This window comes from Streptomyces sp. NPDC024017, assembly GCF_040638895.1.
GTDB lineage: Bacteria > Actinomycetota > Actinomycetes > Streptomycetales > Streptomycetaceae > Streptomyces.
In genome coordinates, this window is sequence record NZ_JBEZYZ010000007.1 from 256,176 (window position 1) to 268,851 (window position 12,676).

Here is a 12,676-nt window from a genome sequence, read left to right on the forward strand (position 1 = left end):
CTAGGGTTCCGTTAGAACTCGTGAGATCAAAATGGGTTTGCAGCTGAAAGATCGCTCAAGCTCCGGGATGGCGAGGGACAATACATAGGATGTGTCGAACGCCTGCGACTGGCCAGCCGCTTACCCCAGGGCGCGCAGCGCGGCGAGGGAGCCGGTGAGACGGCCACGGCAGAATGCGAGGTGGTCGGAGTCGAAACCCCTGGGGCCGCACTCGGTGACGAGCAGCACGCTCAAGTAGAGGTCGTACAGGGCGAGCCGGTGACAGAAGGCCGGGCCGAAGTCCAGGGTGCCGCCGGCCTCGGTGTAGCCGGCGACGAGGTCGCTGCCCGGTCCGGCGTCCCCGCCGAACCCCGGCCAGACCAGCTCGGCGGCCGGATCACCCCAGAACGCCCGCTCGTGGTCGATGAGCCCTGTGACGCGGACACCCCTGCTGCGGCGCTTGGTCAGGCTCTGCATGGCACCTCTGCTCCTGGAGAGGGCCTACGGAAGCCCTGCGGTCATGTCGACGATCCGCTCGAAGAAGAACTCGTGCTTGAGGAAGGAGACGTCGTACTCGTGGCCCGGATACGGCGGGATCAACTGGGCTGCCTGTATCAGACGCCAGCCGTCCCGCAGCGCCGCCACCCCCGACTCGTACGGCGGTTCGTCGCTGTCGCCCGTGGTGGGTGAGGTGCGGCCGGTGCCGTCGTACAGCGACCAGCCGACGACGTGGGAGTCCAAGGCGGAGTTGGCCAGGTACAGCACCAGCACCTGCTGCCGCGACACCGACGGTTCGCTCGTCATACCGCGGCCTCCTGCGGGCGGTTGGAGACCCTGGTCACCCAGTAGTCGATGTCGAAGGAGTCGTCGCCGGTCAGTGCCCGCCAGAGCAGGATGCGGTTGTACCGCTCCAGACGTCCCGTGGCCGGCTCGTACCAGGGGAACGTCACGTCCAGTTCCCGGGTCACCTGCGGATCGTCCAGGTCCGAGGTGTCCCACAAACGCCGCTGACGAACCGTCGGGTTGAACCGGATCTTGAACATGTAGCGGACGGTGTCGCTGTCGTTGCGCCTGCCGGCGTGCCAGAGCCCGTGGTGCAGAAACACCACCGTGCCCGCCGGACAGACCAGCCGGTTCTGGCCGCGCAGGTTCTGGTAGCGGCCGGTGTCGGACTCGTTGATGCGGCGCAGATGGCTTCCCGGCACGCTGAGGGTGCCGCCCATCTCCAGCGTCACCGCCTGCGGGTAGTACATCAACTGCACGTCGAAGGCGTCCGGCCGGACGTCGATGACGGCGTCCCCGTGCAGCGGCTGCGCGTCTCCGCCTCGGGGCTCGCGCACGTGGACGAAGTGGTGGTCCACCGTGGGCTCCGGGCCGACCAGGCTGTGCAGGGCCCCCGCCACCCGCGGAAGGTCCAGCAGTCTGCGGACGAACGAATCAGCCCCGTACGCCTCGGACAGCGGCGTCCCGTACGGCACGGGCGGCACCCCGGCCGCCAGCACCGCCAGGCCCTCGGCGTTCAACTCCGCCGGGACCACCGCGTCCAGGCGCAGCGACCCGTGCGCCACGAAGCGCGCCATCTGGACCGAGCCGAGCAGTTCCTGCCTCTTCTCCATGACCGTCACGCTAGGCACCGTCCGCCGCTCGCCGCGTGGGTCATGTTCACCCTCCACTGGTCCATTCTCACCACGAAGGCGGGCAGGGCCGGGGGAGCGGTCCCGGTGCGCGGCTACGGGTGTGGTGGTAGAACACGTGCTCATGCACACGGCCCTCGTTCATCTCGACGAGCCTCCCGCTCTCGCTGCCGTCGGCATCGGCGTGCACGGCCCCGCCGGCCAGGTGGACGAGTTTCTGCTGCCGGACCTGTGGCAGTTCCATCTCTACGGCTATGAGGCCGACCTGACGGTCGACGGCACCCCGCACCTGATCCGCCCCGGCAGGGTCAGCCTCGTCCCGCCCGGCGCGGAGGTCCGCTACCGCTACCGGGGCCGCTCCGAGCACCTCTACGTCCACCTGCGCCTGAGCTCGTCCGGCACGGCGCGAAGCGTGCCGGTGATCCAGGACGCCGGGCCGGAACTGCCGCTGCTCACAGCGCAGTTGCGGCAGGCTCTCGCTGTCTGGCCGAACACGGCGGCGCGGGCCGCGGCCGAGGTGTGGGCGGCGCTGTGGAGGGTCGCCCATCTCGCCCCGCCGACGACGCGGGACACTCAGGTCGCCCATCCCGCTGTCGCGGCGGCGGTGGCACTGATCGAGACCCGGCTGGCCGAGCCGCTGACGGTGTCCGAGATCGCGAAGGCGGCGGGCGTCTCGCACAACCATCTGACCCGGCTGTTCCGCGCAGCCCTCGGGGAGACGGTGGTCGGGTACATCCGAGCCCGGCGGATGGAGCGGGCGCGCCACTTCCTGCGGGCCACCACGCTGACCATCCCCGCTGTCGCGGCCTCCGTCGGCATTCCCGACCTGCAGGCGTTCAACAAGGCCTGCCGCCGCGAACTGGGGGCCGCCCCGCGCAGCATTCGAGCCGCCCAGACCACTGCGGACAACGCCCGGCCCGCGGCAGCGCAGGGGTTCGGCGACGCGTCCGGCCCAAGGGCGACAGGTACCGGAGACTGAAAGCGCTTCCCGCAAGAAAGTTTCGATACCACGGTCGCGCGCAGCATCCCGGTCGTCGCCCCGATCATCCGGAGGGCCGCGCATGTCCACCCGCTATTTCGAGAGCTCGCGCCCGGCCGCGGCAGGCTCACGCCCCAGCACCGGGCGGTGGTACCTCCCGACTGGGCCAGAGGGCTGAGAGGACGGCAAGGGGCCAGAGCCGGGCGCGGTCGCGGGCCACGGCAGGTCGACGAGCTGGAGCGCGAGGCGCCCTACCGGGCGGGGCCGCGCAGGGCGAGTTCGGCGATGACCTGCTTGCCGTCACGGGTCGGCCGGGTGTCGAAGCGGGTGCACAGGCGGGCGACCAGGTGCAATCCGTGTCCGCCGACGCGGTGCCTGTCGGGTGCGAGCAGTACGGGCCGGTCCGGTGAGTTGTCACGGACCGTGATGCGCAAGCGGCCGTCCTCTGTCACTTCCATCAGGAGCCCACCGGGTCCAGGGGCGTGGCGCAGTGCGTTGGTGACCAATTCGCTGACGACGATCTGCGCATCCTGGCTGACGGTGTGACTCGGATGATGACCCGCCTGGGCGAGCAGGATGCGTGCTGCGTGCCGGGTCTGGGAGATGGACATGCCTTCGGTGCCCCAGACGATGCAGTAGCGCAAGGGTGCTGCCTGGTGCTCATCCGGCGCCTGCTTCCTAAGCGGGATGATCATGATCTTTCCTGTAACAGTGGAAGGAATTCCGGTTACTGATCGTTTCTGTTTCGCGGCTTTCGCTTACCCGTTGTGGCCGCCCTTATGGGGGTGCCGTGGTGGCGGCGGGCGCCGCCTGGTCGGCGGCCTGCCAGGCGACTTCGAAGTCCCCGGCGTCCTCAGTCCACTTCACCTCGCACGATCAGCCGGAACACCTGGTCGTCGTGTATGACGGCCACCTTTGTGTCAGGGGCCGAATACATCCGGCCATCCTCACACGGAACTGAAACCAACCGCCGTGAAGGGCGTCACGCACCCCACGCAGCAGAGCCCTTGGACCGCGGCCCGGCATGAACGCGGACGCGTATCGACGGCTGTGCGGGTATCAGCACAGCGAGAGAGCAGGTCGTGAATTCATGCTGTGGGAGGTGAGGGGCAGTGAACCGGCTCGACTGCAATCAGCGCACACTCGACATGATCGACTGGCTGTTGGAGACCGACTCGCTGCGGGGGTTTCTTCAGTACTTGGTCGACGACGCGGTCAGTGCCTCGGGTGCGGACGGCTGCGGTGTGACGCTGCAGAGGAAGGGGCGGCCGCTGACCGTGGTCAGCACCGGGGGAGTGGCGGACACGCTGGACGAGAAGCAGTACGGCCAGGACGACGGACCCTGCCTGCAAGCCCTGCGTACCGGTCAGGTCGTCCATGTGCCCGAGATGCTGGAGGAAGCCCGGTGGGGACCTTATCCGCGCTTCGCGGCGGACCTGGGCGTCCGCTCTTCGATGTCCCTGCCGATTCCCGCACGCAGCCACACCGCCGGAGCGCTGAACTTCTACGCCACCGCCCCGGACGCCTTCACCGACGACGACCGGCACTCCCTGACACTGTCCGCGGCCCAGGTGGGCGGCGGGATCGCACTGGCGCAGCGGCTGGCCGACGCCGAGGACTTCGCCCGCGATCTCCAGAACGCCCTCGCCTCACGCCGGGTCATCGACCAGGCCATCGGCAGCGTCATGCAACAACAGCAGTGCACCGAGGAAGAGGCTTTCGGTCTGCTGCGCCGGCTGTCGCAGCAGACCAACCTCAAACTCCATGACGTCTGCACACGGCTGTTGACCGACATCGCCGGCCGTCCCCCCACCCCACCTCCGCCGCTGCGCCCTCGCCCTTGACGGCGCGTCGCGGACAGCGTGCCGATTTCGCTGTACACGACATGGAAGCGGTGGGAGCTTGGACATGCGTGGGGCTCAGTCGTGCCGGCATGCCGCAACGACTGTCGCCTCGCGAGGGGGTCGCTTGGGAAACAGGCGACAGCCGTCCGCTCTCGCGTGCACGACAGCTGTGCACTCGCCCGCCCGGCTTCCCGGGCCGGCGGGTGCATCCCCGTCGGCGAGGACCTGTTCATCGTCGGTGTGATCATCGCGCCCCAGCCTGGTGAGTGTCGTGTGGTTCGCGATCCTCGGCGGGACCGCCCTGAACCAGGAGATGCACGGCGGTCACCTGGCCGCGGCGGTCGCCAAGGGCGAGGAAGCGGGCCTGTTCGCCACGCTGCAGAGCCTTCCCTGGTTCCCGGTCACCTCGGTCCTGGTGATCGTCCTGGTCGGCCTGTTCTTCGTGAGCGGCGCGGACGCGGCATCCGTCGTGCTCGGCATGCTCTCCTGCCGGGGCACCATGACCCCCGGTCGCCTCGTCGTGATCCTCTGGGGCGCGCTGACCGGTCTGGTCGCAGCCGTGCTGTTGCTGGCCGGAGGCCTGGAGGCGGTCAAGCAGGTGGCCATCATTGCCGCCTTCCCGTTCCTCTTCGTGATGATCGGCATGTGCGTCTCACTCGTGAAGGCGCTGCGCGCCGAGCCGATCCCGGCCTCGCCGGCGGAACAGGAAGCGGAACAGGAAAGCGCCGCCGGCGAGCCCGGGCCGGACGCCGGTGTACGGCCCGCCGAGGTCATGGCGGACTCGCAGCCCGCGAGCTGAGCTGCCCGGCCGGGCGGACCGGAGGAGCACGGCTCGGCCGGAGCCGGACGCGCGTGAGGATCGCACCCCGGAGTGTCCGAGGGTGCGGTCCCTCCTGCGCGCCTCGGGCGAGCCACGTCCTTCCGGCGGATCCGGCCGAGTCGACACGGTTGGTGCCGACCTCTTGACCCTCGACGTGCTCCTCCACGATGCTCGGTTGCGTATAGCGGTGCGTGTATCGAATGAGGCAACGCATTCGCGAGGGTATCCCGCTTGAGGAGCAGCTCATGGCTCACGAGGTTCGTGCCGTCGTCGCCCGGAAGAAGGGCGCACCGGTCTCCGTCGAAACGATCGTCGTCCCGGATCCGGGTCCGGGTGAGGCGTTGGTCAAGGTCGAGGCCTGCGGCGTCTGTCATACCGATCTCCACTACCGCGAGGGCGGGATCAACGACGACTTCCCCTTCCTTCTGGGGCACGAGGCGGCAGGTCGCGTCGAAGCGGTCGGAGAGGGAGTCACCGGCGTCGAGCCCGGCGACTTCGTCATCCTCAACTGGCGTGCGGTGTGCGGCCAGTGCCGGGCTTGCAGCAAGGGCAAGCCCTGGTACTGCTTCGCCACGCACAACGCCACACAACCGATGACGCTGCTCGACGGCACCCCGCTCTCGCCGGCACTCGGCATCGGCGCATTCGCGGAGAAGACGCTCGTCGCCGCCGGGCAGTGCACCAAGGTGGACCCGGCGGCCCCCGCGGCAGCAGCCGGTCTGCTCGGGTGCGGCGTCATGGCCGGCTTCGGTGCGGCCGTGAACACCGGCGCCGTCGGCCGGGGCGACTCCGTCGCGGTCATCGGCTGCGGCGGCGTCGGCATGGCCGCCGTCGCGGGCGCGAGGCTGGCCGGAGCGAGCAAGGTCATCGCCGTCGACATCGACCAGCGCAAGCTGGACCGGGCCATGGCCATGGGGGCCACCCACACGGTCGACGGGGCCAAGGGCGACGTCGTCGAAGCGGTGCGCGAGCTGACGGGCGGCTTCGGCGCGGACGTCGTCGTCGAGGCGGTCGGCCGCCCCGAGACCTACCGGCAGGCCTTCTACGCCCGCGACCTGGCCGGCACCGTCGTGCTGGTCGGCGTGCCCACCCCGGAGATGAAGGTGGAGCTGCCCCTGCTCGACGTCTTCGGACGGGGCGGCTCGCTGAAGTCCAGCTGGTACGGCGACTGCCTGCCCTCGCGCGACTTCCCGGCCCTCATCGACCTGTATCTGGGAGGCCGTTTCGACCTGGACGCCTTCGTCTCCGAGACCATCGGCCTCGGTGACGTGGAGGAGGCGTTCGAGAAGATGCACCACGGTGACGTGCTGCGCTCGGTGGTGGTGCTGTGATGGCCGGCGCACCGCGCATCGAACACCTCGTCACCAGCGGGACCTTCAGCCTCGACGGCGGGACCTGGGACGTCGACAACAATGTCTGGATCATCGGTGACGACGACGAGGTGGTCGTCATCGACGCGGCGCACGATTCCGACGCGGTCCTGGCGGCCGTCGGTGACCGCCGCCTGTCGGCCGTCGTGTGCACCCACGCCCACGACGACCATGTGCGCGCCGCACCGGACGTCGCCCTGGCCACCGGCGCGCCCGTCCTCCTGCACCCCGACGACCAGGTGCTGTGGAAGATGGTGCACCCGAACCGGCGGCCCGACAGGCCGCTCGCCGACGGTGACGAACTCAGGGTGGCGGGCATCGGCCTGCGTGTCCTCCACACACCCGGACACGCTCCGGGTGCCGTGTGCCTGTACGCCCCCGAACTGGGCGCGCTGTTCAGCGGTGACACGCTGTTCGCCGGAGGACCCGGCGCGACCGGGCGCTCGTACAGCGACTTCGGCACGATCATCGGCTCCATCGGTGACCGGCTGCTGACCCTCCCGGGCGAGACGGTCGTCCACACCGGACACGGCGGGACGACGACCGTCGAGGCGGAGGCACCGCATCTGGAGGAGTGGGCCGCCCGCGGCTGGTGACAGGGCGCCGTCAGACCGGCCGGGGCGCGAGCGAACGCCCGCGAGTCTCTTCGGGTGAACCCGCCAACTCGGGTGAGACCCGCGACGAGAGCCCGCCCCGGCCTGCATGCCCCCGAGCCCGTCGGCACGCTCGCGTACCTGGCCGGCATCCCCGCGACCCCGGCCGCGGTGGCCGTTCCCTCGGTCGCCGTGGGCCTGCCCCCAGCCGTGGTGGCCCTGCCCCGACTGCCGGACCTGCCCCGGCTGTCGTGGCCCTGCCCCGGCCGTCGCGGTCGTGCTCCCGGCCGTTGCGGCCCCTGCCCCTCCCGGCCGTCGTTGTCAGGAACGTCCGTCATGACCGCGCACCATCCACCCCGTCGGCCCCCTGGACGAACCGCCGTGCACGCTCCCGCCCCGATGGCCCGCTTCGGCGGCCTCGTCGCCACTGATCTGCGCGACGTGACCAGCGATCCCGCCGCCTTGGATTCCTCCGGCTTCTGGGCGGTCGTCGCGGACTTCGAAGGCCGCCTGGTCTGCGCGCGGTTCGGCAGGCTGCGCCCCGCGCGGGTGCCCGCTCCGCGGACCGGCGCCTGGCTGGGCCCGGCCGCCGAAGACTGGACCTCGTCACTGGACCGCACCGCCTACACCGCGGGCGTGCGCCGCATCCGCGAACACATAGCGGCGGGCGACGTCTACCAGGCCAACCTCTGCCGCGTGATCTCCGCACCCCTGCCCGACCCGGCCGCCGCCGACATCGACGCGCTGACCGCACTGCTCGCCCGTGGCAACCCGGCACCCTATGCCGGTACGGTCCGGCTTCCCGCGCACAGCGTCGAAGTGGCCACCGCCTCGCCCGAACTCTTCCTGCGACGTACCGGCCGGACCGTGGAGTCCGGGCCGATCAAAGGCACGGGCCGTACGCCGGACGATCTGCTGGAGAAGGACCACGCCGAGAACGTGATGATCGTGGACCTGGTCCGCAACGACCTGGGGCGGGTCTGTGCCACCGGATCCGTGACCGTTCCGGCCCTGTGCGCCGTCGAGCGGCACCCGGGCCTGGTGCATCTCGTCTCCACCGTGCGGGGCGAACTGGCGCAGGGCGCGGGCTGGCCCGAGCTGATGGCCGGGACCTTCCCCCCGGGTTCCGTGACCGGAGCGCCCAAATTCGGCGCGCTGCGCATCATCGAGGCCCTGGAAACCGCGCCCCGCGGCCCCTACTGCGGTGCCGTCGGCTGGGTCGACGCCGACCGGGGGACCGGTGAACTGGCCGTGGGCATCCGCACCTTCTGGATCGACCGTGCCACCCCGGCGGGGCCGGTGCTGCGCTTCGGCACGGGTGCCGGCATCACCTGGGGGTCCGACCCCGTGCGGGAGTGGGACGAGACCGAACTGAAGGCCTCTCGGCTGCTCACCCTGGCGTCGAGGCCGCATGGCGAGGGCAAGGCCTTCCACCTCTCTTGACAGTGCCGCGCGGCCGTCCTCACACTCGTTGCTCATATCACGCGTTGTTCCTCTATATGCAACGAGGTCCTGGTCCCATGATGATTCCCGGACACCCCCTCGCCGACCCGCCCCGAGTCGCGTGAGCACCGCCTCCCGGCCCGGCCGGGTCGCTTCGGCGCTCCCTCCGCGAGGTCTCCCCCGTCCCGGCCGGACCCTGGTGATGGGCATCGTGAACGTCACGCCCGACTCGTTCTCCGACGGCGGGCGGTGGTTCGACCCGCAACGGGCCGTCGCGCACGGCCTCGCGCTGCTCGACGAGGGCGCGGACATCTTGGACGTGGGTGGCGAGTCGACCCGGCCCGGCGCCGCGCGCCCCGCCGTCGAGGAGGAGCTGCGGCGCGTGCTGCCGGTCGTCCGTCAACTCGCCGCCGCGGGCGCGACGGTCAGCGTCGACACCATGCGGGCCGAGGTCGCCGCCCGTGCCATGGACGTCGGCGCCGCTCTGGTCAACGACGTCTCCGGCGGACTCGCCGACCCGGGGATGCTCCCGCTGATGGCACGGGCCGGTAGGCCCTACGTGCTCATGCACTGGCGCGGGCACTCCACGGGGATGCAGGCGAACGCCGTGTACGACGACGTCGTCATCGACGTGGTCGACGAGTTGCGGGCGAGAGTCGACGCGGCCCTGCGCGCCGGGGTCCCGGCGGACTGTCTCATCGTCGACCCGGGTCTCGGGTTCGCCAAGCACGCCGAGCACAACTGGCGGCTGCTCGGCCGCCTCCGGGAGGTCGCCGCGCTCGGCCGGCCGGTCCTGGTGGGTGCGGCGCGGAAGTCCTTTCTGGGGCACCTGCTGGCGGACCCGGAGACGGGACGGCCCCGGCCGGCACACCTGCGGGACGCGGCCACCTCGGCGGTGTCGGTCCTGGCCGCCGCTCAGGGGGCCTGGTGCGTGCGCGTCCATGACGTCGCCTCGACGGCCGACGCGGTGCGCGTGACCGCTCGGTGGGGCCTCGAATCCGCGGCGACGCCGCTGCCGATGCCCCGGTCCTGAGAGGCGCTCCGCCCTGACCTGCGTTTCTCATGACGCAGGACGTTGCGCATCAGGCAACGAAAAATAGTGACGCCGACCGGCCCGCGAACTCCTTGACAAGGATTCGCGGGCGCCCTCAAACTGGCGTTGCGTTCACCGCAATCCGTTTCGCTATACGCACCGAGGTGTCATGATGATTGCCGCGTGCCGTCTCGTGGATCTGCCCCGAGGCGAGGCCCACAGGCTCGACATCGACCCGCCGGTCTCGGTGTTCCACACCGATGACGGCGAACTCTTCGCCATCGACGACACATGCACCCACCAGGACGCCTCGCTCGCCGACGGCTGGCTGGAGGGCTGCGAGGTCGAATGCCCGCTGCACGCCTCGAAGTTCAACCTCAAGACCGGAGCTGTCGACGCCCCGCCGGCCAAGCTCCCGGTGCGCACGCACGAGGTCTTCGTCGAGGACGGCATGATCTACGTCCGGCTGTCCACGGCAGCCCCGAACCTGCCTCCCTGCATCGCCGCCCGGCTCGCCGGGGGCGTCGCGTGAGGACGGTGGCCGTGGTGGGCGCGTCGCTGGCCGGTCTGTCAGCGGCGCGCTCCTTGCGAAAGCAGGGGTACGACGGACGGCTGGTCCTCATAGGCGACGAGCTCCACCGTCCGTACGACAGGCCGCCCCTGTCCAAGGAGTTCCTGGCCGGCGGCATCGGCGAGGCCGATCTCGCGCTGGAGCCGGACGGCGAGGACCTGCAAGCGGAGTGGCTGCTCGGAGCCCGCGCCGCCGGACTCGACGCCACGCCCCGCGCGGTGCGGCTCACCGACGGCCGGGAGGTGCGGGCCGACGGCATCGTCATCGCCACCGGCGCCGCCGCCCGGGCCCTGCCCGGCATGGACGGACTCGCCGGTGTGCACACTCTGCGCACCCTGGACGACGCCCGCGCCCTGCGGGACGAACTGTCCCGGGGCGGACGCCTGGTCGTGATCGGCGGCGGCTTCATCGGTGCCGAGGTCGCCTCCACCGCCCGCGCCCTGGGCCTGGACGTGACCATCGTCGAGGCGGCGCCCACACCACTGGCCGGACCGCTCGGCCCGGCCATGGGGCGCATCGTCTCCGCCCTCCACGCGGACCACGGCGTACGCCTGCTGTGCGGCGTGGGCGTCAAGGGGCTGAGCGGCGAGAACCGCGTCGACGCGGTCCTGATGGAGGACGGCCGGAGCATCCCCGCCGACATCGTGGTCGTGGGTGTCGGGGCCCGTCCCTGCGTCGACTGGCTGGCAGGCTCCGGCGTCGAACTCGACGACGGTGTCAAGTGCGGTGCGGACGGCCGTACCAGTCTGGCCGGGGTGGTCGCGGTCGGCGACTGCGCCTCCTGGTACGACCCGCGCGCAGGCGCCCACCGTCGCGTCGAGCACTGGACCGGCGCCCGGGAGCGCCCGGACGCGGCCGTCGCCGCCCTGCTGTCCTGGGGCGAGTCCGAACCAGGACAGCCCCGGCCGCCGTACTTCTGGTCCGACCAGTACGGCGTGAAGATCCAGTTCGTCGGTAACGCGGCCCGCGCCGACAGCGTGACGATCGAGGAAGGCACCGCGGACGATCGCAACGTCCTGGCCGTCTACCGACGTGCCGGACACCCGGTCGCCGTCCTCGGGATGAACCAGCCGAAGCTGTTCATGCGCTGGCGCAAGCACCTCGCGGCCACGACGCCCTGACAGGGTCGCAGACCTCCCTCTCACAGCCTCCGCTGCGCACAAAGCGCCGCTGCTCCTTCCCCCGACGACGTCCGGTGTCGCTCGTCCCGGCTCGTGCATGCCCCGATCCCCGACGTTTCCCCGAGGAGTGCACTGTGACCTCGACCGGCCTGCCGGAAAGCCTCATCACCACCCTCCCCGGCTCCTCCTACACGGATCCCGGGATCTTCGCCCAGGAGCAGGAACACATCTTCGAGGCGATGTGGTTCTGCGCCGTGCGCTCCTCCGACCTCGCCGGGCCCGGTGCCTTCCGGACCGTCGAGGTGGGCCGCGAGAGCATCCTGATCACCCGCGCACGGGACAACTCCATACGCGCCTTCCTCAACGTCTGCCGGCACCGCGGAGCCAAGCTCTGCACGGCGGAGAGCGGCGAGGTCAAACGCGCCTTCCAATGCCCCTATCACGCCTGGACGTACGACCTGACGGGCAAACTGGTCGCGGCACCCAACCTCACCAAGATGCCCGACATCAGCCGCACCGAGTACGGCCTGGCGACCGTGGCCACGCGGGAATGGCTCGGCTACGTGTGGGTGTGCCTCGCAGAGAACCCGCCCCCCTTCGACGAGGTCATGGGGGACGTGGTCGCGCGCCTGGGCGACACGGAGTCGATCGAGCACTACGACATCGACAACCTCGAAGTCGGTGAACGCATCGTCTACGACGTGAAGGCGAACTGGAAACTCATCGTCGAGAACTTCATGGAGTGCTATCACTGCGCGACGATCCACCCCGAACTGACCGAGGTGCTTCCCGAGTTCGCCGACGGGTACGCCGCCCAGTACTACGTGGGACACGGCGCGGAGTTCGGCTCCGAGGTCAAGGGCTTCACCGTCGACGGCTCCGAGGGCCTCGACCGCATTCCAGGCATCACCGAGGACCAGGATCGCCGTTACTACGCGATCACCGTCCGGCCGCAGGTCTTCATCAACCTCGTGCCCGACCACGTGATCTTCCACCGGATGTACCCGGTCGCCGTGGATCGCACCATCGTCGAGTGCGACTGGCTCTACCTCAAGCACGTCGTGGAGAGCGGCAAGGACGTCAGCCGGTCGGTGGAGCTCTTCGACCGAGTCAACCGGCAGGACTTCGACGCCTGCGAGCGCTGTCAGCCCGCGATGAGCTCCCGGCTGTACGCCAAGGGCGGGGTCCTCGTGCCCAGCGAGCATCACATCGGCGAGTTCCACGCCTTCGTCCAGGAGCGGCTGGGCGCGGGGCGGCCACAGTAGCGGCGGTCCACGGGCGGGCCGGCA

General features: G+C 70.5%; 14 protein-coding genes. 10 read left to right on the forward strand and 4 right to left on the reverse strand.

Translation table 11 applies throughout. The features are described from left to right. Positions 1-120: 120 nt before the first annotated feature. Genes AB0G20_RS20770 through AB0G20_RS20780 form a run of 3 tightly spaced genes read right to left on the reverse strand, consistent with a single transcriptional unit; the run spans position 121 to position 1,595 of the window. Positions 121-456 (reverse strand): hypothetical protein, encoded by a 336-nt coding sequence (locus tag AB0G20_RS20770; protein WP_361304493.1) that lies wholly within the window; start codon positions 454-456, stop codon positions 121-123. A 24-nt stretch (positions 457-480) separates the two neighbouring features. Then, positions 481-783, reverse strand: coding sequence for a hypothetical protein (locus tag AB0G20_RS20775; RefSeq protein WP_361304496.1), 303 nt, complete (start codon positions 781-783; stop codon positions 481-483). Further along, positions 780-1,595 carry a phytanoyl-CoA dioxygenase family protein gene (locus tag AB0G20_RS20780; protein ID WP_361304499.1) on the reverse strand — a complete coding sequence of 272 codons (816 nt, stop codon included), beginning with the start codon at positions 1,593-1,595 and terminating at the stop codon, positions 780-782. The genes AB0G20_RS20775 and AB0G20_RS20780 overlap by 4 nt, the downstream gene beginning before the upstream one ends. A gap of 142 nt (positions 1,596-1,737) precedes the next feature. On the opposite strand from AB0G20_RS20780, the gene AB0G20_RS20785 reads away from it, so the two are divergent. Further along, on the forward strand, positions 1,738-2,592 hold the full coding sequence (locus AB0G20_RS20785) for a helix-turn-helix transcriptional regulator (RefSeq protein ID WP_361304502.1): 855 nt from the start codon (positions 1,738-1,740) through the stop codon (positions 2,590-2,592). Between the two features lie 251 nt (positions 2,593-2,843). On the opposite strand, the gene AB0G20_RS20790 is transcribed toward AB0G20_RS20785, so the two are convergent. Then, positions 2,844-3,287 carry an ATP-binding protein gene (locus AB0G20_RS20790; RefSeq protein ID WP_361304505.1) on the reverse strand — a complete coding sequence of 148 codons (444 nt, stop codon included), beginning with the start codon at positions 3,285-3,287 and terminating at the stop codon, positions 2,844-2,846. A 453-nt stretch (positions 3,288-3,740) separates the two neighbouring features. Here AB0G20_RS20790 and AB0G20_RS20795 point away from each other — a divergent pair, with 453 nt between their 5' ends. From AB0G20_RS20795 to AB0G20_RS20835, 9 genes are all read left to right on the forward strand, one after another. Next, the gene (locus AB0G20_RS20795; RefSeq protein ID WP_361305038.1) at positions 3,741-4,436 is read left to right on the forward strand and encodes a GAF and ANTAR domain-containing protein; all 696 of its coding nucleotides are present in this window, start codon (positions 3,741-3,743) and stop codon (positions 4,434-4,436) included. A gap of 262 nt (positions 4,437-4,698) precedes the next feature. Continuing rightward, positions 4,699-5,235, forward strand: coding sequence for a BCCT family transporter (locus tag AB0G20_RS20800; RefSeq protein WP_361304508.1), 537 nt, complete (start codon positions 4,699-4,701; stop codon positions 5,233-5,235). A 266-nt stretch (positions 5,236-5,501) separates the two neighbouring features. Next, complete coding sequence (locus AB0G20_RS20805) at positions 5,502-6,587, forward strand: S-(hydroxymethyl)mycothiol dehydrogenase (protein WP_361304511.1); 1,086 nt, start codon at positions 5,502-5,504, stop codon at positions 6,585-6,587. Beyond that, positions 6,587-7,222 carry an MBL fold metallo-hydrolase gene (locus tag AB0G20_RS20810; RefSeq protein WP_361304514.1) on the forward strand — a complete coding sequence of 212 codons (636 nt, stop codon included), beginning with the start codon at positions 6,587-6,589 and terminating at the stop codon, positions 7,220-7,222. Before AB0G20_RS20805 ends, AB0G20_RS20810 begins: the two co-directional genes overlap by 1 nt. 378 nt (positions 7,223-7,600) lie before the next feature. After that, positions 7,601-8,662 (forward strand): chorismate-binding protein, encoded by a 1,062-nt coding sequence (locus tag AB0G20_RS20815; protein WP_361304517.1) that lies wholly within the window; start codon positions 7,601-7,603, stop codon positions 8,660-8,662. A 202-nt stretch (positions 8,663-8,864) separates the two neighbouring features. Beyond that, positions 8,865-9,695 carry a dihydropteroate synthase gene (folP, locus tag AB0G20_RS20820; protein WP_361304520.1) on the forward strand — a complete coding sequence of 277 codons (831 nt, stop codon included), beginning with the start codon at positions 8,865-8,867 and terminating at the stop codon, positions 9,693-9,695. A 169-nt stretch (positions 9,696-9,864) separates the two neighbouring features. Next, a complete protein-coding gene (locus AB0G20_RS20825; RefSeq protein ID WP_037673830.1) occupies positions 9,865-10,227 on the forward strand; it encodes a bifunctional 3-phenylpropionate/cinnamic acid dioxygenase ferredoxin subunit in 363 nt (120 codons plus the stop codon). Further along, positions 10,224-11,387, forward strand: a complete 1,164-nt coding sequence (locus AB0G20_RS20830) for an FAD-dependent oxidoreductase (RefSeq protein ID WP_361304523.1) — start codon at positions 10,224-10,226, stop codon at positions 11,385-11,387. The genes AB0G20_RS20825 and AB0G20_RS20830 overlap by 4 nt, the downstream gene beginning before the upstream one ends. 134 nt (positions 11,388-11,521) lie before the next feature. Then, positions 11,522-12,652: an aromatic ring-hydroxylating dioxygenase subunit alpha gene (locus AB0G20_RS20835; RefSeq protein ID WP_361304526.1), complete on the forward strand. Its 1,131-nt coding sequence runs from the start codon at positions 11,522-11,524 to the stop codon at positions 12,650-12,652. Positions 12,653-12,676 lie beyond the last annotated feature (24 nt).

Excerpts from the sequence above, each read along its gene's own strand:
- AB0G20_RS20810 (WP_361304514.1), top strand. The coding sequence starts at position 6,587 with ATGGCCGGCGCACCGCGCATCGAACACCTCGTCACCAGCGGGACCTTC.
- AB0G20_RS20780 (WP_361304499.1), bottom strand. The coding sequence starts at position 1,595 with ATGGAGAAGAGGCAGGAACTGCTCGGCTCGGTCCAGATGGCGCGCTTC.
- AB0G20_RS20795 (WP_361305038.1), top strand. The coding sequence starts at position 3,741 with ATGATCGACTGGCTGTTGGAGACCGACTCGCTGCGGGGGTTTCTTCAG.
- AB0G20_RS20790 (WP_361304505.1), bottom strand. The coding sequence starts at position 3,287 with ATGATCATCCCGCTTAGGAAGCAGGCGCCGGATGAGCACCAGGCAGCA.
- AB0G20_RS20805 (WP_361304511.1), top strand. The coding sequence starts at position 5,502 with ATGGCTCACGAGGTTCGTGCCGTCGTCGCCCGGAAGAAGGGCGCACCG.
- AB0G20_RS20785 (WP_361304502.1), top strand. The coding sequence starts at position 1,738 with ATGCACACGGCCCTCGTTCATCTCGACGAGCCTCCCGCTCTCGCTGCC.
- folP (WP_361304520.1), top strand. The coding sequence starts at position 8,865 with ATGGGCATCGTGAACGTCACGCCCGACTCGTTCTCCGACGGCGGGCGG.
- AB0G20_RS20825 (WP_037673830.1), top strand. The coding sequence starts at position 9,865 with ATGATGATTGCCGCGTGCCGTCTCGTGGATCTGCCCCGAGGCGAGGCC.
- AB0G20_RS20775 (WP_361304496.1), bottom strand. The coding sequence starts at position 783 with ATGACGAGCGAACCGTCGGTGTCGCGGCAGCAGGTGCTGGTGCTGTAC.
- AB0G20_RS20770 (WP_361304493.1), bottom strand. The coding sequence starts at position 456 with ATGCAGAGCCTGACCAAGCGCCGCAGCAGGGGTGTCCGCGTCACAGGG.